Genomic DNA, 20,771 nt, shown 5'->3' on the forward strand with positions numbered 1-20,771 from the left:
CACTTACTTATGAATTCAAACGGAGTTCCCACGGCCCTGTGGGTCGTTCCGGTTCCCGAGTTTGGTGGAGTAGCTCGGCACGTTGTCGATATGGCACGTGCCGGGCTCCCCGGCTTTAACCTGGTGGTTCTCGCACCCGAGGGTAAGCTCACGAGCCGTCTTGAGGAACTGGGCGTCACCGTCATCAAGGCTGAGTTCGGCCCCGACTACGGTTTTAAGACTTCTTTTGCTTCTTTGCAGAAGGCTGTTGAGCAGCTCCGCCCGGACATCGTCCACAGCCACCTGGCGTATGCGGACGTTGTCGCAACCGCTGTGGTGAATGCTCTGCGTATCCGTAGCGTTATCAAGCGCGGCACCTGCGTGCCGAAGCTCCTGACCACTGAGCACGGCATTGCCGGTAATGACTCGGTGTACCACGGTAGCTCCTGGCGTTCTAAGCTCATGGAGACCGTGCATCGTGTGCGCCTGTGGGGTACCGATCAGGCGATTGCTGTTTCTCGTTCTACCGCTGATCAGATGCGTGCCAAGTGGGGCGCTCGTGGCGTGGAGCGGGTGTACAACGGCGTGGATATCCCCGAGGTGCACGCGGCTGTTGAGCAGCAGCGTGTTCCCGCAGAGGGAGGTCCGCGTATTCTCTCGCTGTCCCGTCTGTCCCCTGAGAAGGGCATTGACGTGCTGCTGGATGCTTTTGCACAGCTTCGTGCTGATTACCCGCAGGCTCATCTTGAGATTGCGGGCTCTGGCGATTTGGCGTCCGAGTTGCAGGCTCAGGCTCAGCGTCTGAACCTGGGTGATTCGGTGACCTTCAGCGGCTTCGTTAACCCGATTGAAGCGATGGGTCGTAGTGACATGATTGTTCAGCTGTCGGTGTGGGAGAACTGCTCCTACACTCTGCTGGACGCTAAGGCTGCTGGCCTGAAGACGGTCGCTACCGCTGTGGGTGGTAACCCGGAGATTTTGGGTGCCGACGAGCTGGTGGACCGCCAGAGTGCAACCCTGACTCAGGATGTTCTGCAGGCTATGCGTGCGCAGCTGCAGAAGGATGAGTCTGAGCCTTTCGCCTGGATTTCGAATGAGCAGATGGCTGCTCAGACGGTTGATATTTACACTCGTGTACTTCGAGGAGGCCGATGATGAGCCAGACTTCGCAGGTTTACGCGCATCTGAACGAACCCACCGAGAAGCCAGAGGTTTCGCGTTTCTCTGAAACTGTGTCTCGCGGTAGTAATTACGTCCGCCATCAGACCAGCCAGATTCGTATGCCTGAGTTCATAATGGCATTCCTCTTGCTTTTTGGCGAGGCGGTACCGGGTGTTGGTTTGCCCTTTAACCAGGTAATCATTCTTTTGCTGGCGCTGTACGGTCTGACCCGTAAGCCAACTTTTGACGTGAGTCATTTTTCGGGTCTGCGCGCAATTATGTTTATTGCAATGGGTTACCTCGCAATTGTCTCGTTCTACGGTGTACATTCCGAGGACGCATCGGATTGGACGCGTCGTTTGCTTCGTCTTGTAGCGGCAACGGTATTGATTTGGACTATTGCCGCTGGGCGTCTGCATATCCGCTCGATTATTCTGGGCTACTCACTAGCGATTATGTTTAACGCAGTAGCTTATTTTGCTGGGTTTGCGCCGGTGACTGGTTATTACGGTTTTTTGACCGGTTGGTTGAATGACAAGAACTTCTCGGGTCTGGTGTACTGTCTGTTTGGTCTGTTGATTCTGAGCTTTGCCCGTAACAAAATTGAAGTTATCGGCACTATTGCTGTTTTCTCCGGGCTGCTATGGGCTACGGGTTCTCGTACCTCTATCGCGGCGTATGCAGCGGGTCTGATTTGGATCGTTGTTGCTCACCGTATGAAGACCTTTGGTCGTATTACGTTGGGTGTAGCGCTGTACTGGTTAATTGATATCTTGACTAGTGATTACGCGCAGTCCGGCGTCTTTGCGGACCGTACCGGTACGGATGCGCTTCGTTCACTGATTGACCAGGCATCTGAGATTAAGGTTCAGGCTTCTGGCTTCTTCGGCCAGGGCTTGGGTGAGGCATACGTATACCTGGCACATACCGGTTCGAAGACCTGGTTCCTCCATAACTCGTACTGGTCTGCTCTGATTGAGGGCGGCTGGCCATGGATGATTCTGGTTGTTACCATCACCCTGCTCTTTATCGTGAACGTGTTTAGCGGCAAAAAGACTCTGCCGCCGAAGTTCTATGTTGTGCAGGGCGCTGGCGTTGCCATCATGATTTGTGCATCCCGTCTGGGCGAGGTGTTCTACACCTGGCCGTGGGCTATTGCATGCGGTCTTGCTCTGCGCGTGTTGTTGCTTGAGCGTGAACAGCGTTTGGGTACCGGCCACGATGAGGCAAGTATCGAAGGCTTTGACGAGCGGATTGAGGTTCGTGATGCTGAAGAAGCCGATAACCACGTACTAGCTGCCCAGAACGCCCATAAGGCGTAGAGGATATTCACTTTGTATCCTCTGCCTCGACAGGTAGTTTCTCTATGTCTTGAGCATAGCGCGCAACGCTTATTGGAGCGCCTTGTTCTGACGTATCCGGGGAACCTAGACGGTTCTGTAGAAGAACAATATCCCCTTCCCCTTGTGAATTGCTCTAGGAGTAGAACAATGAAGAAAGAACTGTATATTGCTACCAATAACGGTGATATTGGTGGCGGCGAGGTCATGCTTCTGAACATTGCCCGCGCAGCCCGTAACCTTGGGTACAAGGTCACCATTGTGGGCCCCTCGGAACCGAAGCAACTCATGGAAGCTGCCGCGGATGAGGGTTTCCCTCGCATTATGTTGCCTGCTAAGAACCGCGCACAGTACATGCTTGCTCTGCGTGCATGGCATGCCCAGAACAAGGACGTACTGCTCTGGTGCAATGGTCTGGTTCCCGCAGTAGCAACGGGTGGCCGTAAGAACCGCATCGTACACCTGCATCAGTACGCTACTGGTATCAATGCCAAGCTGGTACCGTTCGCTCGTCGTAATGCATCGGTTACTTTGGTGCCTAGCCGTTACGTCGCACGTGCATGCCCTGGTAGCGAGGTTTTCGCTAACTGGGTCAACGGTGTCTCAACTGAGCTGGACCATCACGTTGGCGATCGTCGTCTGCGTGTTGGTTTCTTGGGTCGTCTGACTCCTGCTAAGGGTATTCCTACTTTGTGCGAGGCGTTGAGTATCCTCAACAAGGACGAGATTATCTACGACTTCATCATCGGTGGCGAGCCTGTATTCGCTTCTGAAGAGGGCCGTGCTGAGGTTGAGACTGCTCTGGCCCGTGTCGCACCGTTCAGCACTCGCTTGGGCTGGACCACTCCGGACCGCCTGTTCTCTAACATTGACATGCTGGTTGTCCCCTCGGCGGGTGCTGAAGAGTCTTTCGGCCTTGTGGTTGCTGAAGCGATGAGCGCACGCATTCCTGTCGTTATCAGCGACGCTGCACCCTTGATGGAGGTCGTGGGCGGCAACGGCTCCTACCCCTACATCGTCCCGGTGAACCAGCCGCAGGTACTTGCTCAGGCCATTGAGAAGCTGGGTCAGGAAATCCGTGAAGAGACTGAAGAGCTGGCAGAACGTACCTCCGAGCTGTTCTGGCGTTGGCAGGAGAATTACTCGCCTGAAGCAGGTAAGGTCCGTGTTGGTGAGATTCTGGAACGTTTTATCCGCTAAGGTGCTTCTAACCCTATAAATCATTCCCAACGGATATCCTCTCACTCAAACCCGAAGGAAAATTATGACGACTACCCACCGTTACAAGGCTGCGGTTATCATCCCCTCTCGCGGTGGTGCAGATATTCTGCACTACCCGCTGGATGCGCTTGCCGCCCAGACCGAGAAGGACTTCCAGGTTATCGTGGTCCTCGACGGCGATATTGACAACAGCGAAGCTGTGCTTGACCGCTATATTGCGGAAGGCAAGCTGAACCTGACCAAGATCGTTTTCGAGGAGAACCGCGGTCGTGTGGCAGCGCTGAACGCTGGTCACCGTGCGGCTGATGCGGATATCCTCATCCGTTGCGATGACGATCTTGAGCCTGCTGCTGACTATGTCGAGGCGCAGATTCGCCTGCACCGTGATTATGACGGTGTGATTGGTACCTTGAAGAACGTGTACCCGGACACTCCCTATTCTCGTGTGTACGGTAACTTCCGCGATGCCCGATTCAAAGAGGGAGCCCTCAGCGTAGCTGAAGAAGGCCGTTGGCTGTACTGGAACGGCAACTCTTCTATCTCTGCGGAGTACTTTGACCGTACTGGCGGATACGACCCTGCGTACCGCCTCTACGGGTGGGAAGACGTAGACATGGGCAAAATGGTCCATGACGCTGGTGGCCGCATCATCATCTCTGATGAGGTTGAGGTCAAGCACTATGCTGAGGCTACCACCACTGCGGTGCGTGCCCTGCGTGCCCTGCACTCGGGTTCTGCTCGCACCATCTTCGTGCGTAAGCACGGCGATGCGGCGCACCCTGCCCCGAACCCGACCGGTCCCTGGGGTTTCTTGGTCAAGACCCTCGCTCGTTTCACCACCGAGAAGACCATCAAGGCTCTGGGGGATGCGAGCGATAAGATTCTGCTCAACCTGCCGGCTAAGGCGGCTGAGAAGCTTGTGGCTTTGCAGGTTGAGGCTGCATCTTACGCCGGTATTCACTATCCTGAGCGAGCTCAGAAAGTTTTCTAGGAGGAAAAGAAAATGTCACTCACTCAGCTCTTGACCTCCGCTCCGTTTACCGGGCCGAAGAACCCCGACGCGGTGCTCGCGGATATCCCGAAGAGCCTCAAGAAGCTTGGCCGCCTGGTGCGCCGTTACGTGCCGCTGGTTAAACCTGAGGCTACTGAAGAGATCGCAATTGCCCACGACTACCTGACTCAGCGCGGCGGCGCGGAGCGTGTTGTGCTGGCAATGCACCGTGCGTTCCCGGATGCACCGATTTACACGACTTTGTACGACCCGGAGGGCACCTTCCCCGAGTTCAAAGACGCGAAGATTATAACCAGCCCGCTGAACAAGATTGGTTATCTGCGCCGTAACCACCGCATGGCTTTGCCGATTCTGCCGTTTGCTTCTTCTTTCATGAAGGTGCCGGCTGAGCGCACTGTGGTATCAACGACCGGTTGGGCGCACGGCTTCAACTTCGCCGGCCGCAAGTTCATCTACTGCCATTCGCCCGCGCGTTGGCTGTACCTGAGCGATCAGTACCTGGGCGAGAAGAGTACCGGCCCCGTACCTCTGCTGCTGAAAACCCTGCGTCCTGCACTGATGTTGTGGGATCACTGGGCGGCTCACCGCTCGGCGGTGTATGTGGCGAACGCGAGCGTGATTAAGAAGCGCATCGAGAACGTGTACGGCAAGAAGGATGTTCCGATTTTCTTCCCGCCGCACTCGGTAGACACCACCGCACCGGTTGAGCCTATTCCGGGTCTGGAAGAGTTCACCGAATCGGACGATTATTTCCTGATTGTTTCTCGCCTGCTGCCCTACAAGAATGTTGATAAGGCTGTTGAAGCCTGCAATGAGTTGGGTAAGAAGTTGCTGGTGATTGGCCGCGGTCCGGAGAAGGAACGTCTGGAAGCGCTTGCGGGCCCGACTGTTCGTATTGCTTCGGGTGTTTCAGACGCGCAGCTTCGTTACGCGTACCGTCACTGCCTGGCACTGCTGGCTATCTCGTATGAGGACTTCGGTATTACTCCGCTGGAAGCGGGTGCTAGTGGTAAGGCCGTGATTGCCTACCGTGCGGGCGGCTTCCTGGATACCATTCAGGAAGGCAAGACCGGCATGTTCATCAACCAGCCGACCGTGGAGCAGCTGGTGGAAGCTCTTAAGGCTTTCAACCCGGACGACTGGGACGCGGACTATATCCGTGAGCACGTTGACGGTTTCTCGGAGGCTCGTTTTATCAGCCGCTTGAAGACCTACGTGCAGGCTTTGCCCGAAGACTAAAAGAGCTCGGCCCATAGAAGAAGGCGGGGCGGTAGAACTATATAAGTTCTACCGCCCCGCCTTCTTTATTCGTTCTGAGGGCCTTAGCGGGCTTCTAAGAGCCCCTTGGAGAGCAGTTCAGGAATAAAACCCTCAATCTGTGGTCCCATGGTCTCTATGGGCTGTTCATACATTTCGCAGAGCTCAGCGATAGCATCCTGCAGAGACATCGGGTCCTCAAAAATACTCCAAATAATGGAGGCAGAATCCTGAAGAACAGACAGCTCACCGTTGGCAAGATTCGCGAGATAAGTTGCCGTGGGGGAGTACTTAGCGAACTCTTCAGAATGAACGTACGCGATGTTCTCTGGGATGCCGTATACGGTCTGACGGGAATCTACCGGATTGCTCATTTTTTCACCTTGATTCCGAAACGCTCAAAGAACTTTGCACGTATCTCTGCCTTAGTGGGGGTGCGTCCCAGCTGCATCGCCAAATGGTCCTTATTCACAAAGAAAATATTTTTGAGGGTGCGTAGCTTATCGTGCAGGGTCGTTGCTGATTGCAGGCGTCCGATCCACTGAATATAGTGGGAGACGTCCTGCGAGACCGACAGCCACAGCAGGTAGTCGCGGTCGCCACGATACTGCTCCAAGCCGCCCATGGCCGCGCTATATGCGAGGGAGGAGTCAAGTTCTTCCGCGCGGGCTCGCAGACGCTCCCAATCACTGTAGGAGAGCAGAGAGACCAAGTAGTTAATATCAGCGCTGTAGCGTGACGCTGCGCGGGCACGGTGAAGTACCACGAGAAGACGCGCATCCAGATCGCAGGGTACAACGCAGGGACGGTGAGCGATCATACGGGTCTTACGCGCCGCCCAGATACGGTCAAACGCCTTCTCATAGTCGCCGTGGCGTCCTAGACCGGGGAAGAAACGATGAATATCAGTCAGACCCCACGAAGCGTGGTAGAGCGTCATTGCATGCTCGAAGACAGAGCCTGTTTCGAAGTGGGCTTGGATACGCCATCCATCTGCCAGAAGGATCTCTACAAAGCGGTCCACGTGAGAGGGACGGACGAGCAGGTCGGCATCGGAGCTGTACCTGCCCTTGCGGTAAATTTCCTGGGAGAAAGCGTAGCCTTTGACATGCAGAATATCGATGGAATGCATGTCGGCAATCCGCTGGAAGTAGGCGTGCGCAAGCCGAATCCGTGCCGCAAGAGGAGTGGTCTGCGGCTCCGGGGTATTGGGTGAGTGAGTGGTCACAATAGCCTTTCGGTGCACATGTATACCAGATAAGTATAAGGCGGGATGGGCAGAAAATACTGCCCATCCCGCCCTAAGTCGCTCCCTATGATTTAGGGCGCTAATTACGTTATTACTTCTTAGCCGAGGACTTCTTCGACGACTTTTTGTCGCCGTCCTTGCTGTAACCGTAGTAGGTGGAGTAACCGACGTACGAGCTTGCGTAACCGAAGCCGTAGTAGGAGTTACCCAGGCCCTTACGGGGTGCACGGTTCAGAACCATACCGAAGAGGTTAGCGTTGACCTTCTTCAGGGTGCTTGCAGCCTCAGTCATCTGCTCACGGTGGCTTCGACCGATAGAACCAACGAGGATTACGCCATCCACCGAGTGGGAGAGCAGCGAAGCATCGGTCACGGGCAGCAGCGGCGGAACGTCGACGACCACGATGAACTCTTCGGAGAGCTCGTTGATCAGCTGGCGCATCTTATCCGAGCCCAGAAGCTCGGAGGGGTTCGGGGGGATGCGGCCTGCGGGCAGGACGAAGAGGTTCGAATCGCCTAGCTGGTGTACAGCGTTAGCAATCTCAACCTGGCCAGCCAGAACCTGGGTCAGACCAACCTTAGCGTCGAGCTTCAGCTTCTTAGCCACGGTCGGGCGGCGGAGGTCGGCGTCAATGAGGATGACGGGCGAACCTGCGTCAGCCATTGCACGAGCCAGCGACAGCGACACGGTCGACTTACCTTCACCGGGCACCGCGGAGGTGACGATGAACGAACGAGGGGGAGTGTCAACGTTCACGAAGCGCAGGTTGGTACGCAGCTGACGGATGGACTCCTGAGCGATGTGGTCGTCGGTGTCACCGTTAACGATGTTCTCTTCGCTCAGGTCATCACTGACGGGTAGAACACCCAGGATGCTTGCGCCGGTTGCCTTGGTAGCGTCGTCACGGGTGCGGATGCGCTGATCCAGTGCGCGGCGCAGGAAGATAGCCAGGTACACCAGCGCCAGGCCAGCAGCGGCACCAACGAGTACGTTCTGCTGGTAGTTCGGAGCCACCAGCGGCGGGTTCACGCTTGCGTTGTTCAGCGGAATCACACGGACGGTGTTGCTGGTGGTGGGGGATGCGCCAGTGTTTTCTCCGTTCACCAGTGCCTGAGCGTTACCGGGGTTCTGCTCAATTTCCTTAATGTAGTCGGCGGTAGCCTGCAGTGCACCGTTAGCGAGCAGCTGTGCGTTCTTCGGGGAAGAAGCCTGCGCGCTCACGGTAATCAGTGCAGCGTTGTCACCTGCGGTTGCGGTGAGGCTCGCACGAATCTGACCGGTGGTCAGGGAGAGCTCGGGGTTGTTCTGCTTAATCTTCTGTGCCACGGCCTCGGAGGAGACGATAGCTGCGTAGGAGCGAGCGCGTTCCTTAGCGGCGGAAGAACCCGAGAGGACATCCACAGTGCCGGACTCGCCCACGGTCACGTAGCCCGAGGATGATGCAGCGTAGACCTTCGGCTGGAGAGAGGCATAGCCGAAGCCCGCTGCGGCACCGACAACGATGCCAATGATCAGCAGCCAGAGGTTAGCCCTCGTGGTGCGGAAAAATTCCAAAATGGTCATGGTAGTGAGAATACTCCAGAAAGTTTGAGTTAGTGTACCTGCAAAGTGGAGTGTTGTTGCAGGCGGTGAAGGGATACGGAAATCCCCTGGTGTTTATTAGCGGAGCAATCCGAGCAGGTAGCTACCGTAACCGCTCTTGACGAGGGGGGTAGCAATGTCGCGCAACTGCTCATCGGAGAGCCAACCGTGGCGCCACGCAATTTCCTCCGGGCAACCAACCGACAGACCCTGACGGCTCTGGACAGTGCGGATGAAGTTAGTGGCATCAGCGAGTGAATCAAAGGTTCCGGTATCGAGCCACGCAGTGCCGCGAGGTAGAACCTCAACCTTCAGTTTACCCTGTTCCAGGTAGACGCGGTTAAGGTCAGTGATTTCCAACTCACCGCGCGGAGAAGGCTTAATCTGACGTGCATACTCTACAACCTTCGAGTCGTAGAAGTACAGACCTGGAATAGCGTAGTCGCTCTTGGGGTTCTCAGGCTTCTCTTCGATGGACAGTGCGTTGAAGTTCTCGTCGAATTCCACCACACCGTAAGCGCGAGGATCAGCAACCCGGTAAGCGAAGACGGTTGCGCCGTCCTTCTGCTCGTAGGTGGCAAGCTGAGTGCCCAGACCGGGGCCGTAGAAGATATTGTCACCGAGCACAAGTGCTACAGGGTCGTTACCAATAAAATCGGCACCCAGAATAAATGCCTGTGCAAGACCATCCGGGGAAGGTTGCACCTTGTATTCGAGATTAATACCGAAACGGGAACCGTCACCGAGCAGTCGCTGGAACTGCTCCTGATCGGCAGGAGTGGTAATAATCAAAATATCGCGGATACCCGCCAGCATGAGAGTGGACAGCGGGTAGTAAATCATCGGCTTGTCATAGACCGGAGTGAGCTGCTTGCTAATACCCTGAGTGATAGGGTGCAAACGGCTTCCGGTACCGCCGGCAAGAATAATTCCCTTCATAACTTCTTATTGTGTCATGTTTATCTCGTTGTTGAGGCATAAAAATCACTGTTTAGCCAGGTAAAATCTACCGTATGGCTCACATTCTTGTTACCGGCGGTGCCGGTTTTATTGGTTCGAACTTTGTTCACCACCTCATCGATAACACTGATCACACTATTACTGTGCTGGATAAGATGACCTATGCCGCAAATGCTGCGTCTTTGGAGGGTCTTCCCGAATCCCGCTTCAAGCTCGTCGTAGGCGACATCGCTGACCGCGAGCTGGCCGACGAACTGGTCGGCAAGGCAGACGCTGTTGTCCACTACGCTGCGGAATCGCACAACGACAACTCCCTGTCCAACCCCGAACCGTTCATCCACACTAACCTCATCGGTACTTTCAGTCTTCTGGAAGCAGTCCGTAAGCACGGCACTCGCTACCACCACATCTCCACCGACGAGGTCTTCGGCGACCTCGAGCTGGACGATCCGGCAAAGTTCACCGAAACCACCCCCTACAACCCCTCTTCCCCTTACTCCTCCACCAAGGCAGGCTCCGACCTGCTCGTGCGCGCATGGGTCCGCTCCTTCGGTATTGAAGCAACCATCTCTAACTGCTCCAACAACTACGGCCCCTACCAGCACATCGAGAAGTTCATTCCCCGCCAAATCACTAACATCCTCTCGGGTCTGACCCCGAAGCTGTACGGCGAGGGCCTGAACGTTCGTGACTGGATTCACGCATCCGACCACTCTTCTGCTGTGTTGCGCATCCTGGAGCAGGGCAAGATTGGTGAAACCTACCTCATCGGTGCAGACGGCGAAGAGAACAACATCACCGTTCTGCGCACCATCCTGCGTCTTATGGGCAAGGACGAGAACGACTTCGAGCACGTGGTTGACCGCCCCGGTCACGACCTGCGCTACGCAATCGACGGTAGCCGCCTGCGTGCAGAGCTCGGCTGGGAGCCGAAGTTCACCGACTTCGAATCCGGTCTTGCCGACACCATTAAGTGGTACACCGACAACCGCGGCTGGTGGGAGCCCCTGAAGGCTGAGGTTGAGGCAAAGTACGCAAAGGCTGGCCAGTAATGACCAAGGAATTGAAGGTTACTGAAACCGAGATTCCCGGCCTGCTCATCATTGACCTGCCGGTTCACGGCGATAACCGCGGCTGGTTCAAGGAAAATTGGCAGCGCGAGAAGATGGTCGCAGCCGGTCTGCCCGACTTCAACCCCGTGCAGAACAACATCTCGTTCAATGCTTCGGTAGGTACCACCCGCGGTATCCACGCCGAGCCGTGGGATAAGTACGTTTCTGTTGCGACCGGCCGTATCTTCGGTGCGTGGGTTGACCTGCGTGCTGGCGAGTCCTTCGGTAAGGTCGTCACTGTGGAGCTGGGCCCGGACACCGCAATCTTCGTGCCTCGCGGCGTGGGTAACTCCTTCCAGACCCTGGAAGAGAACACCGCCTACACCTACCTGGTGAACGACCACTGGTCGGCGGATGCAGTATCCGGCTACAGCTTCCTGAACCTTGCCGATGAGACCGTCGCAATCGACTGGCCTATCGACCTGGCGAAGGCAGAGCTCTCCGAGAAGGACCGTAACCACCCGCGTCTGAACGAGATCAAGCCCCTGGAAGCCGACCCGATCCTGATTATTGGCGCTGGCGGTCAGCTCGGCACCGAGCTGGTTCGCCAGCTCACCGAGCAGAACGTACCCTTCCTGGCTGTGGATCGCGACCGCCTCGACCTGGGCAAGCCCGAGCAGTGGCGTGACGCATTCCGCTGGCGCTCCTTCCGCGCGGTCATTAACGCTGCAGCGTACACCGCAGTGGATCAGGCAGAAACCCCCGAGGGTCGCCGCGACGCCTGGGCAGCTAACGCTCTGGGCGTGAGCGCTCTTGCCTCCATCTGTGAAGAAGCTAACCTGCCGCTGGTTCACGTATCCACCGACTACGTCTTTGACGGTTCCTTGCCTCTGGGCGAGGAATACCCGGAGGATTACCCCCTGGCACCGCTGAGTGTCTACGGCGCATCCAAGGCTGCCGGTGAGGTTGCCGCCGCCGCATGGCGTAAGCACTACACCCTGCGCACCAGCTGGGTTGTTGGCGCCGGCAAGAACTTCGTTGGCACCATGGCATCCCTGGCTGAGCGCGGTATCGACCCGTCCGTGGTCGCCGACCAGTGGGGCCGCCCGACCTTCACCCAGGACCTGGCAGCAGCTGCCCTGCACCTGCTCTTTTCCGGCGCTGAATACGGCACCTACAACGTGTCGAACACCGGTGAAGTCATCAACTGGGCACAGTTCGCTCGTGCAGTGTACGAAGGCACCGGCCACGACCCGGCACGAGTCAGCGACACCACCACCGAGGAATACTTCGCCAACGCTGAGCTCTTCGCTCACCGTCCGACGAACTCGGCAATGGACCTGTCCAAGCTGATTGCTGCAGGCTTCACCCCGCGCAATCACCGCGAGGCGCTCGCCGCCTACCTTGCAGAAATGGGTTCCTAATCCTCTAGGATTTGGTCCTATATCTGCTGATAACAGCATAAAAGGCGTGAAAAGCGCCATATCACAGGTTCCCGGCCCTTGAAGAAGAGCCGGGAACCTGTACAATATTGTCTTGGCCAAGGCGGTGGAATACACGAAACGTGTAGGTCCGTAACTGACGGTGGCTGGTTGGAAAGAGATTTCTGGCGCCAGTCCCTATTCCACTTGGCGCATCACTTCTAACCAAGAAAGGATGGACGACTCATGTCAGATACCATCAAAATTTCAGCTACCGTACGTAGCGACTTCGGCAAGGGCTACGCGCGCCGCATCCGCATGGCAGGCGACATCCCCGCCGTCATCTACGGCCACGGCGAAGAGCCCAAGCACGTAGTACTCCCCGGCCACGCAACCACCCTGGCTGCCCGCGTCCCCAACGCTATCCTCGACCTCGACATCGAAGGTGAATCACACCTCGCAATGATCAAGGACATCCAGCGTCACGCAATCCGCCCCGAACTGCAGCACATCGACCTGCTGACCGTTAAGCGCGGCGAGCGCGTTGAGATCGAGGTTCCTGTACACGTTGAAGGCGAGCCCGCTGTTGGCGCCGTTGCTAACCAGGAAGAAACCGTTCTTCTGGTTGAAGCTGACGCACTGAAGGCACCCGAAGCTTTGACCGTGAGCATCGAAGGCCGCGAAGCTGGCGCTCACGTTCTGGCATCAGATGTTGAACTGCCCTCAGGCGTAACCCTGGTTGCAGACGCTGAACTGCTGATCGTTAACGTTTCTGAGCCCGAGGAACTCGACGTTCCCGAGCCCGGTGAAGAAGGCGAAAACGCACCCGAGGGTGACATCGTTGAAGCTTCCGAGGAATCAGATTAGGCTGGCGAAGCTCACGACTCAGATAACTCAAAGCACTAAGACCGCGCCCTGCGCCTAGCGCAACAGTGATCTGTGGATGGCCCGCCGCTACCTCTCTTCTGAGGTGGTAGCGGGCCATACTCATAGAATGGTGTAGTCCATGAATTTTCTAAAAAACCTTTTACAGCGCCGTGGAAAGGGCGAAGATATGTCTGATGCGTGGCTCATTGTTGGTCTGGGGAACCCGGGCCCGGAGTACGAGAAAACCCGCCACAATATTGGTCAGATGGTTCTGGACGAGCTCGCCAAGGAAGTTGGCGGCAGCTTCAAGAAGCATTCCAAGGCCTCCGCGGTTGTGGTGGAGGGGCGCCTCGGTTTTGGTGGCCCCAAGGTCATCCTCATGAAGTCTCTCGGCTACATGAACACCTCCGGCGGCCCGGTCAGCGCCGTCGCCAAGTTCTACGGTATCGACCCCGACCATATCATTGTTGTGCACGATGAACTCGATATCCCCTTCGACACCATTAAGCTCAAGATTGGTGGGGGAGAGGGCGGTCATAACGGTCTGCGCGATATCACCAAGGCACTGGGCACCAAGGACTACTACCGTGTGCGCACCGGCATCGGTCGACCTCCCGGACGCATGGACACCGCAGACTTCGTGCTCAAGCCCTTCAGCAGCACCGAAGCGAAGGACCTGCCCTTCCTCATCTCGAACGCTGCAGACGCAACCATGATGCTTGTGAAGGAAGGCCTGCTGGCGACCCAGCAGCGCTACCACGGCGCAGGCTCCTAAGCATAAGACCGCACTGGGCATGCGCTGAACTGGGCAATGCATGGTGTGGGTTGATGCGTGAACTAGGCTCTACCTAACTATGCAAGAGCCCGGTGAGGGAATAAGCTAGAAAAGAATGACGTTATACGCTCCACGACGGGAAAATACCCGACCCGTGGAGCGTATGAGCGAGAGAAGAAGGTACCCGTGGCTGAATACTCCACCCCCGCCAACACCCCGCTGAGCGACGACCTCGTACGCCAGCTTCGCCAGGATTTCCCGATCCTCAACACTGAGGTCAACGGGCACCCCTTGGTCTACCTGGATTCGGGGGCGACCAGTCAGAAACCGCTTCAGGTGCTCGACGCTGAACGTAACTTCTACCTGCACGCTAACTCTGCTGTACACCGTGGCGCACACACCCTCGCGGTTGAGGCAACCGACCTGTTCGAGGACGCGCGCATCACCGTTGCGAACTTCGTTGGCGCCACTGATGAAGAGCTCGTGTGGACCTCTAATGCAACCGAGGCGCTGAACCTGGTCGCCTACTCCATTGGCAACGCCTCTCAGGGTATCGGCGGTCCGGCTGCTGAGCGTTTCGCACTGGGCCCTGGCGACGAAATTGTCACCACCGAGATTGAGCACCACGCGAACCTCATTCCCTGGCAGATTCTTGCTCAGCGAACCGGCGCAACCCTGCGCCACATCCCCTCCACCGAGGACGGTCAGCTCGACTACGAGGCAGCCGAGGGCATCATCAACGAGAAGACCCGCATCGTGGCGTTCACCCACGTCTCGAACGTGACTGGCGCAATTACTGATGTGCCCCGCATGGTTGCTATGGCTCGTAAGTACGGCGCAATCGTTGTACTGGACGCCTGCCAGTCCGTGCCGCACATGCCCGTAGACTTCCACGCCCTGGACGTCGACTTTGCGGCGTTCTCCGGCCACAAGATGCTGGCACCCACCGGTATTGGCGCCCTCTACGGCCGCGCAGAGCTGCTGAACGCCCTGCCGCCCTTCCTGACCGGCGGCTCCATGATTACCCGTGTGGGTCTGCAGGACGCCGAGTACATGCCCGCCCCCATCAAGTTTGAGGCCGGCACCCAGCGTGTCTCGCAGGCGGTCGCTTTCGCTGCTGCTGTGTGCTACCTGCAGCACTTGGGCATGGAGAACGTTGAGGCGTGGGAACACGAACTGGGCGCTCGCCTCGTTGAGGGCGTTCAGAAGATTGAAGGCGTGCGACTGCTTGGCCCCACCGATCCCACCAAGCGTGCCGGCCTGGTCGCTCTCGCCATCGAGGGTGTACACCCGCACGATGTGGGTCAGCTACTCGACACTCAGGGCATCGCCGTGCGCGTGGGTCACCACTGCGCCCAGCCGCTACACCGCTGCGCCGGCGTGACTGCCTCGACCCGCGCCTCCACCTACATCTACAACACCACCGAAGATGTGGACGCTTTCCTGAAGGCACTCGCCGAGGTACGCCCCTACTTCGGCTTCTAAAACAGGCGTGTTAGACGCTAACGCCCCGAATTTTCAGACATACCAACTGACGGAAGAAGAACACTGTGTCTCTTGAATCCCTGTACCAGGAAATTATTCTGGAGCATTCTAAGCAGCGTAGCGGCGAGCACCTCGTAGAGGTACCCGCCGGTCACGCAAGTGCCGATAACCACCAGTACAACCCCACCTGCGGTGACGAAATCAACCTGCGTGTGGTGCTCTCTGATGAACTGAAGGATGGCGAGAAGACCATCGAGTCGATCTCTTGGGAAGGCGACGGTTGCTCTATCTCCATGGCTGCCGCTTCTGTGCTCTCTGAAATGGCTCCTGGCATGACGACCTCCGAGCTTCAGCGCCACGTGGATGCGTTCCGCGAGATGCTGCGCTCGCGCGGCAAGGTGACCCTGGACGAAGAAGAGTACGGCGATATGGCTGCATTCTCCGGTGTTTCGAAGTTCATGGCGCGCGTGAAGTGCGCGATGCTCTCCTGGGTTGCCGTTGAGGAAGCCACTAAGGAAGCAACTGCGAAGAACTAAACCTTTGCTGAGAAGGTAGGCTGAACCGGTGGGGGAGTAGCTAGTATTTGAACGCCAATCGAAAATACCGAATGGCTACTGAACCTAAAATATTGCACAAGAACGTAAGCATATGCGGTCAAAGCGTGCAGAAAATACTGGCTAAAACTCTTCGCTAAAATCTAGCGGTTAATTGTTTATCTATATAAGCTTTCTTTGATTTCAAGCGACGTATAGAAAATATGAGGCGGATACTACACTGTGTCCGCCTCATTTTTATATCTTTCTCTTTTTCCTCCAAAAAGGTGACTGGTAAAATAAAAGGACGAAGGGCGCCCAACCAGCACCCTCGAGAAACTCTTTTCGGACCCGCACACTCTGAGATGACAGCGAGAAGAAATAGGGCAATAATAAGAAAATATTTTCTCAATATTGCACATTCTTCACTTATTCTTAGGCTCTCACCCCAGACCGCGGATATGTTTCTCACCCCTCTGGTACCTCAACCACACCGGAATACCCATCGCCGCTACCAACCACAAGGAAGCCCCATGATTATTGGCTACGCCGCAGGCGCCTACGACCTTTTCCACTACGGCCACCTCGAGATTCTCCGCAAGGCCAAGGAAAACTGCGACTACCTCATTGCAGGCGTCGTGCACGATGACGTTCTGGAAGTGACCAAGGGCCGCCGCCCCGTCATCCCCATCGAAGAGCGTGCCGCCATCGTCAGCCACATCGACTACGTGGACGAAGTGCACGTCGAAACCACCCCCGACAAGCTCGAAACCTGGAAGCAGAAGCCCTTCAATGTCTTCTTCAAAGGCGACGACTGGAAGGGCACTGACAAGGGTAACGCCCTGGAAGCACGCTTCGCAGAGGTTGGCGTGGAAGTACACTACTTCCCCTACACCGAGCACACCTCCAGCACCAAGCTGCGCAAGGTCGTTGACCTGCTCGAAGCAGAGCACGACCTGCGCGTAGAGATGCGCCGCTTCGCCGAACTGCTCGGTGAGCGCGAATACTCCGAGGCGATTGTCGCTTCCTAACGCTGTCGCCTCCTAATGCTCATACGTCCTTATCAGGGCTCTAGAGCTCGTAGAGACCCATAAAGAACAGAGGATCCCCGCCGTAATTACTTACGACGGGGATCCTCTGTATCTTGGCGTATCTAGCCGTATATCAGCTACACCTCAAAGGTGAGCGTCTAAATAGGCTTTAGCGCTGTGCCAGCCACTTCTCAGCGGAGGTGCCCAGAACCTTCAGCACGCGGCCAACCTGCGGCTCAGCAGCGGCTGCAATCTTCTTGCCCACCAGCGGGATGGAGCAGGAAACCTCGCCGTTGACGTCCAGACGGGTCTTGTCACCCTCGGGAATCAGGTGCTGGGTAGCCTGAGCGGACACGGGCACGCCGTTAACCTTCACCTCGGTAGAGACGGTGCGGGAGCCGTCAGCAGCCGGTGCACTTACGGTGTCCACCTGGGTCATAGCTACGCCGTTGCCGACGAACTTACGAGCGATGTCCGGCACGCGCTCAGCGGGCACGGTACGTTCGGTGGTTGCGGTGAACTCTGCGGAGGTGTCACCGGAAACGGAGAAGCTGCCGAATTCAACGCCAACCTCGGAGCAGACGAAGCGTGCGAAGTCCTCGCTGGAGAATGCCTCGATAACCTGCTCAACGTTTGCGTTGATAACGGTCGATTCCTGAACTGCCATAATTGTTCCTTTCGTAGTGCGCGAAAACCCCGCGCATTATCCCTTCTAAGGATACGGTGCGCGGGGTTTCGCAACCAATGTAAAGACGCGAATCCACCTGAGAATATGCCGTGAACAAGGGAAAACATCCACAGCCTCTCACAGGGTGGTTGGAGGATTCGCATGCCGGTCTAAAAATGAGGGAAACACCTTCGGGCGGCTCCCACATCGCATCACTAAGGATGCGGGATTTAGAAAGCTAAAGCTTTTTAGGCGCTGGGAGCCATCGCGTCGATGCGAGCCATCTCAGCCTTACCCGCACGGTGTGCGCGAGCAGCCTGCTTCAGGCGACCCCAGAAGGAATCCTTACGGTGGGTCTTGCCAGCAAGCAGATCCTGCAGTTCCTCGCTCAGCTGTGCGGCAGAAATCTCCGGGGTGGATACGTACGGCTCAGCGGTGCGGAACAGGGAGGGGTTCGTCAGAGCAAGATCCAGCTTAGCGAAAAGGTCTTCGCGGCTCTCAACAACAACAGCGTGGCCGCGCTTCTCCATCAGAGTGGTGAAGGGGACCTGGTGGTTGTCAACGACCTCGTCGAACTCTGCGCGGCGCGGAACAGCCAGGGGCAGAGCGCCGGTGCGACGTGCATCCTGGATGGAGCCGGGGCCGCCCTGAACCAGCACTACGCGCGCGGTTGCGTAGTAGTCCAGCAGTTCGGAGGCGGGAAGAAGCTTGAGGTTGTCTGCGTGCTTAATGGGCGCAGTGTGACCATGCTGCACGAGGCAGGTGACCTCGGGGTGAGCTTCAAGATAAGCCTCAACCCAACGCAGAAGACGATCAAAAGTGTGAACGTCGGTGCCGAGGGACACCACCAAATCGTAAGTCTTGGTAGGAATACGAACGGGCGCGACGGCAGGGGTAAATACGGGCAGGTCGAACTTGGAAGTATCAACGCTGACGTGGGGGAAGTTCTGAATAGACATCGCCTATTCCTCTCTATGTATTTATCGGTAGTAACCCCGTATACCTGACGCAAAAAATCCGGAGGGCATCATTGGTATACGCGGCGGCGTCGTGCCGGAGAAAATGGTGAGTAATCTCCGCATACGCTTCTCTGGCGAGTGGTTAGTTCGCTTGGATGGTGAGTCCACAGTGGAGCGCACGACTTATGCGTATCTGTATGTATTAATAAATACTATACCCTGAAAATAACGCCCTCAGCACACGCGAGGACGCTATTTTCAGGATAAATTCATCACTCTTAGAAAATGGGATGAATCACACGAGAATCAGGGAAATTCTTCTGCTGTTCCTCGCTCTGAACAATAATTCGATCAGCAAAGGTGTACAACATCTTGCCGGTCATCGTCGGCAGAGTCGGGCGGTCAAAACACTCAATATAAAGAGTCTTTACGCCAAAAAGTTTAGCTGCAACAAAGAAAGGAACAGCAACACCTGCACCCGCAGAAACAACCGCATCCGGACATTCCTTCGGGAAAATACGAAATGCCAAGAACAGATTACGAATAGCGTTCTTAATATTTCGGGTGGTCGGGTAATACGCCCAATAGGTCTTCTCATCAGCGAGAGAAGATTCAACATCGGGCTGCTTAAAGCTAACCCACACGCGGTCATAATCCTGCCACGCAGCAGAAGTAGCTGTCAGATGCTTCAAGTGTCCGCCACTGCTAGAAACCAGCAGAAGCTTCTTCTTCGGTGCCTGAGAGGAAGTTGACTCAGTCATAGTGTTCTCCTAAAGCCCCAATACAAGAGAAAAATAAGAAGAGAAGATAAGGGTGAGCTGACGGGCCCGGCGGAACCGGCATCAACAGACCTATCACAATAGATCCACCTCAGCAGGTACCACCGCACCCTAAGCTCAAGGACGAAGGACGAACCCGCACAGAGGCGAGGCATCCATCAACAGAACCCCGAGTACTCGCGGTCTGATTACTCGCGATCCAGGAACACAGCCAGAGCGTTCACGCCCTCAAGCTGATCCAGCTGAGCGAAAAGCTCACGAACCTGCTGCAGAGAAGTAGCCGCAGTCACCGGAACCAGAGCCACGCCGCCAGCCTGAACAAAACGCAGCTGGGTCGACAGGGGAGTAGCGGTGCTCAGGCTAATCACCAGAGGAGTCTCGCTCTTCTCAACCAGCGACTCGGGGGTGTGGCGGGTCAGAGCGTCACGAACCGAAGCGTAATCGGTGAAACGTGCGTACTCGGTAGGCAGAACACGCTGCAGCATCTGGTACAGGTGCTCAACACCGCGGTCAGTACCGGGCAGAATGACAACGCCGGAAGCACCAGCGCTCTTCACATCGCCGTCGGGAGCACCCATGGTGCGCAGCAGCATGAACGCGTCATTCGCCTCAGAGGTGGAACCCAGCTCGTGAACGGGGATGCCAGCATCTTCCAGACGATCAGCGTAACCAACGTGACGCATGGTACGGTCACGACCGTAAGCCAGTACGGCACCAATCAGCAGACCTGCAACAGCACCAACAATACCCATCTTCACCGGGCCAAGAGCCGAGGAAGAAGAAGGAACCTGAGCCTCGCTCATCACGCGGCCACCGGTAGTAGAAGTCAGCTGAATCTGAGCACGACGATCCTGCAACTGAGAGAGCAGAGCCGCACGGTTGTTATCACCCTCGAGGCCAGAAATCTGCTCATCAATCTGGTGCAGAGCGGAATCAACGCTGCTCTTCAGAGACTCGGAACGAACCTGCAGGTACGCGTTTGCCATAGCGTTAGCGTAACGTGCAGCCTCCGTGCCGTTGGGGCGGGTTACCTCAATATCCAGCACAGCAGTCTGGGAGGTGCCAGTCACCTTGACGGAGTTCATCAGGCGGCTGGTCAGCTGAGCCTCAGAAAGGGTATCGCCATTAGCAATCAGAGACTTCGCGGCGTTCTGCGCAACCTCACGAGAGGACGCAACGCGAGACTCGGTCGCAATATCTACCTTCGCGGAGTTAGCGCTACCGGTACCGGCGGGATCAACCACCAGCGGGTAAACAACCAGCGAAGCCTTAGAAGTGTACTTGCTATTGGTCATGTAGCCGTAGGCGGCACCCGCCGCAGCGAAGACCACGACTGACAGCAGAATCAGCAGACGGTGTCGGAAAATGCGACGTACCTGGCTGCCAAGGGTAACCGAGGAGGAATGAGAGGTGTTATCCATGAGGACATCCTTGAGGAAGA

20 protein-coding genes are annotated in these 20,771 nt (G+C 56.5%); 12 read left to right on the forward strand and 8 right to left on the reverse strand.

The genetic code is table 11. The features are described from left to right. Positions 1 to 9 precede the first annotated feature (9 nt). The 5 genes from HMPREF2884_RS08355 (at position 10) to HMPREF2884_RS08375 (ending at position 5,952) form a co-directional block, all read left to right on the forward strand. Positions 10 to 1,134 carry a glycosyltransferase gene (locus HMPREF2884_RS08355; protein WP_070616733.1) on the forward strand — a complete coding sequence of 375 codons (1,125 nt, stop codon included), beginning with the start codon at positions 10 to 12 and terminating at the stop codon, positions 1,132 to 1,134. Next, positions 1,131 to 2,462, forward strand: a complete 1,332-nt coding sequence (locus HMPREF2884_RS08360; protein WP_070616735.1) for a hypothetical protein — start codon at positions 1,131 to 1,133, stop codon at positions 2,460 to 2,462. The genes HMPREF2884_RS08355 and HMPREF2884_RS08360 overlap by 4 nt, the downstream gene beginning before the upstream one ends. 168 nt (positions 2,463 to 2,630) lie before the next feature. Continuing rightward, the gene (locus HMPREF2884_RS08365; RefSeq protein WP_070616737.1) at positions 2,631 to 3,680 is read left to right on the forward strand and encodes a glycosyltransferase family 4 protein; all 1,050 of its coding nucleotides are present in this window, start codon (positions 2,631 to 2,633) and stop codon (positions 3,678 to 3,680) included. Positions 3,681 to 3,744: 64 nt separating this feature from the next. Continuing rightward, entirely contained in the window at positions 3,745 to 4,692 is a 948-nt protein-coding gene (locus tag HMPREF2884_RS08370; protein WP_049338780.1) for a glycosyltransferase family 2 protein, read from the forward strand. Between the two features lie 12 nt (positions 4,693 to 4,704). Continuing rightward, positions 4,705 to 5,952 carry a glycosyltransferase gene (locus HMPREF2884_RS08375; protein WP_070616739.1) on the forward strand — a complete coding sequence of 416 codons (1,248 nt, stop codon included), beginning with the start codon at positions 4,705 to 4,707 and terminating at the stop codon, positions 5,950 to 5,952. Positions 5,953 to 6,035: 83 nt separating this feature from the next. On the opposite strand, the gene HMPREF2884_RS08380 is transcribed toward HMPREF2884_RS08375, so the two are convergent. From HMPREF2884_RS08380 to rfbA, 4 genes are all read right to left on the reverse strand, one after another. Next, the gene (locus HMPREF2884_RS08380) at positions 6,036 to 6,344 is read right to left on the reverse strand and encodes a PqqD family protein (RefSeq protein ID WP_070616740.1); all 309 of its coding nucleotides are present in this window, start codon (positions 6,342 to 6,344) and stop codon (positions 6,036 to 6,038) included. Continuing rightward, positions 6,341 to 7,198 (reverse strand): nucleotidyltransferase family protein, encoded by an 858-nt coding sequence (locus tag HMPREF2884_RS08385; protein ID WP_070616878.1) that lies wholly within the window; start codon positions 7,196 to 7,198, stop codon positions 6,341 to 6,343. Before HMPREF2884_RS08385 ends, HMPREF2884_RS08380 begins: the two co-directional genes overlap by 4 nt. A 112-nt stretch (positions 7,199 to 7,310) precedes the next feature. After that, positions 7,311 to 8,783 (reverse strand): tyrosine-protein kinase domain-containing protein, encoded by a 1,473-nt coding sequence (locus tag HMPREF2884_RS08390; protein WP_070616748.1) that lies wholly within the window; start codon positions 8,781 to 8,783, stop codon positions 7,311 to 7,313. Between the two features lie 96 nt (positions 8,784 to 8,879). Further along, on the reverse strand, positions 8,880 to 9,740 hold the full coding sequence (gene rfbA, locus HMPREF2884_RS08395; protein ID WP_012904014.1) for a glucose-1-phosphate thymidylyltransferase RfbA: 861 nt from the start codon (positions 9,738 to 9,740) through the stop codon (positions 8,880 to 8,882). Between the two features lie 74 nt (positions 9,741 to 9,814). Here rfbA and rfbB point away from each other — a divergent pair, with 74 nt between their 5' ends. The 7 genes from rfbB (at position 9,815) to HMPREF2884_RS08430 (ending at position 16,925) form a co-directional block, all read left to right on the forward strand. After that, positions 9,815 to 10,813 (forward strand): dTDP-glucose 4,6-dehydratase, encoded by a 999-nt coding sequence (gene rfbB, locus HMPREF2884_RS08400; protein WP_044142793.1) that lies wholly within the window; start codon positions 9,815 to 9,817, stop codon positions 10,811 to 10,813. After that, a complete protein-coding gene (rfbD, locus tag HMPREF2884_RS08405) occupies positions 10,813 to 12,237 on the forward strand; it encodes a dTDP-4-dehydrorhamnose reductase (RefSeq protein ID WP_070616750.1) in 1,425 nt (474 codons plus the stop codon). Before rfbB ends, rfbD begins: the two co-directional genes overlap by 1 nt. A gap of 243 nt (positions 12,238 to 12,480) precedes the next feature. After that, a complete protein-coding gene (locus tag HMPREF2884_RS08410; RefSeq protein ID WP_005506952.1) occupies positions 12,481 to 13,101 on the forward strand; it encodes a 50S ribosomal protein L25/general stress protein Ctc in 621 nt (206 codons plus the stop codon). A 187-nt stretch (positions 13,102 to 13,288) separates the two neighbouring features. Further along, positions 13,289 to 13,876 (forward strand): aminoacyl-tRNA hydrolase, encoded by a 588-nt coding sequence (gene pth, locus HMPREF2884_RS08415; RefSeq protein WP_005506954.1) that lies wholly within the window; start codon positions 13,289 to 13,291, stop codon positions 13,874 to 13,876. A gap of 186 nt (positions 13,877 to 14,062) precedes the next feature. Then, a complete protein-coding gene (locus tag HMPREF2884_RS08420; RefSeq protein WP_070616752.1) occupies positions 14,063 to 15,361 on the forward strand; it encodes a cysteine desulfurase in 1,299 nt (432 codons plus the stop codon). Between the two features lie 65 nt (positions 15,362 to 15,426). Then, a complete protein-coding gene (sufU, locus tag HMPREF2884_RS08425; RefSeq protein ID WP_070616754.1) occupies positions 15,427 to 15,897 on the forward strand; it encodes a Fe-S cluster assembly sulfur transfer protein SufU in 471 nt (156 codons plus the stop codon). A 530-nt stretch (positions 15,898 to 16,427) separates the two neighbouring features. Next, positions 16,428 to 16,925, forward strand: a complete 498-nt coding sequence (locus tag HMPREF2884_RS08430; RefSeq protein ID WP_005508886.1) for an FAD synthase family protein — start codon at positions 16,428 to 16,430, stop codon at positions 16,923 to 16,925. A 169-nt stretch (positions 16,926 to 17,094) separates the two neighbouring features. On the opposite strand, the gene HMPREF2884_RS08435 is transcribed toward HMPREF2884_RS08430, so the two are convergent. The 4 genes from HMPREF2884_RS08435 to HMPREF2884_RS09405 all read right to left on the reverse strand — a co-directional run bounded on the left by HMPREF2884_RS08435 (position 17,095) and on the right by HMPREF2884_RS09405 (position 20,751). Next, a complete protein-coding gene (locus HMPREF2884_RS08435; RefSeq protein WP_005508885.1) occupies positions 17,095 to 17,592 on the reverse strand; it encodes a DUF2505 domain-containing protein in 498 nt (165 codons plus the stop codon). A 248-nt stretch (positions 17,593 to 17,840) separates the two neighbouring features. Then, positions 17,841 to 18,551 (reverse strand): glycosyltransferase, encoded by a 711-nt coding sequence (locus HMPREF2884_RS08440; RefSeq protein ID WP_070616757.1) that lies wholly within the window; start codon positions 18,549 to 18,551, stop codon positions 17,841 to 17,843. 278 nt (positions 18,552 to 18,829) lie between these two features. Further along, a complete protein-coding gene (locus HMPREF2884_RS08445) occupies positions 18,830 to 19,312 on the reverse strand; it encodes a UDP-N-acetylglucosamine--LPS N-acetylglucosamine transferase (protein WP_005508881.1) in 483 nt (160 codons plus the stop codon). A 206-nt stretch (positions 19,313 to 19,518) separates the two neighbouring features. Then, on the reverse strand, positions 19,519 to 20,751 hold the full coding sequence (locus HMPREF2884_RS09405; protein ID WP_070616758.1) for a Wzz/FepE/Etk N-terminal domain-containing protein: 1,233 nt from the start codon (positions 20,749 to 20,751) through the stop codon (positions 19,519 to 19,521). Between the last annotated feature and the right edge of the window lie 20 nt (positions 20,752 to 20,771).

The sequence above is a fragment of the Rothia sp. HMSC073B08 genome, assembly GCF_001812975.1.
GTDB lineage: Bacteria > Actinomycetota > Actinomycetes > Actinomycetales > Micrococcaceae > Rothia > Rothia mucilaginosa.

Coding starts and splice junctions, on each gene's coding strand:
- HMPREF2884_RS08355 (WP_070616733.1), top strand. CDS start 10: ATGAATTCAAACGGAGTTCCCACGGCCCTGTGGGTCGTTCCGGTTCCC.
- HMPREF2884_RS08360 (WP_070616735.1), top strand. CDS start 1,131: ATGATGAGCCAGACTTCGCAGGTTTACGCGCATCTGAACGAACCCACC.
- HMPREF2884_RS08365 (WP_070616737.1), top strand. CDS start 2,631: ATGAAGAAAGAACTGTATATTGCTACCAATAACGGTGATATTGGTGGC.
- HMPREF2884_RS08370 (WP_049338780.1), top strand. CDS start 3,745: ATGACGACTACCCACCGTTACAAGGCTGCGGTTATCATCCCCTCTCGC.
- HMPREF2884_RS08375 (WP_070616739.1), top strand. CDS start 4,705: ATGTCACTCACTCAGCTCTTGACCTCCGCTCCGTTTACCGGGCCGAAG.
- HMPREF2884_RS08380 (WP_070616740.1), bottom strand. CDS start 6,344: ATGAGCAATCCGGTAGATTCCCGTCAGACCGTATACGGCATCCCAGAG.
- HMPREF2884_RS08390 (WP_070616748.1), bottom strand. CDS start 8,783: ATGACCATTTTGGAATTTTTCCGCACCACGAGGGCTAACCTCTGGCTG.
- rfbA (WP_012904014.1), bottom strand. CDS start 9,740: ATGAAGGGAATTATTCTTGCCGGCGGTACCGGAAGCCGTTTGCACCCT.
- rfbB (WP_044142793.1), top strand. CDS start 9,815: ATGGCTCACATTCTTGTTACCGGCGGTGCCGGTTTTATTGGTTCGAAC.
- rfbD (WP_070616750.1), top strand. CDS start 10,813: ATGACCAAGGAATTGAAGGTTACTGAAACCGAGATTCCCGGCCTGCTC.
- HMPREF2884_RS08410 (WP_005506952.1), top strand. CDS start 12,481: ATGTCAGATACCATCAAAATTTCAGCTACCGTACGTAGCGACTTCGGC.
- pth (WP_005506954.1), top strand. CDS start 13,289: ATGTCTGATGCGTGGCTCATTGTTGGTCTGGGGAACCCGGGCCCGGAG.
- HMPREF2884_RS08430 (WP_005508886.1), top strand. CDS start 16,428: ATGATTATTGGCTACGCCGCAGGCGCCTACGACCTTTTCCACTACGGC.
- HMPREF2884_RS08435 (WP_005508885.1), bottom strand. CDS start 17,592: ATGGCAGTTCAGGAATCGACCGTTATCAACGCAAACGTTGAGCAGGTT.
- HMPREF2884_RS08440 (WP_070616757.1), bottom strand. CDS start 18,551: ATGTCTATTCAGAACTTCCCCCACGTCAGCGTTGATACTTCCAAGTTC.
- HMPREF2884_RS08445 (WP_005508881.1), bottom strand. CDS start 19,312: ATGACTGAGTCAACTTCCTCTCAGGCACCGAAGAAGAAGCTTCTGCTG.
- HMPREF2884_RS09405 (WP_070616758.1), bottom strand. CDS start 20,751: ATGGATAACACCTCTCATTCCTCCTCGGTTACCCTTGGCAGCCAGGTA.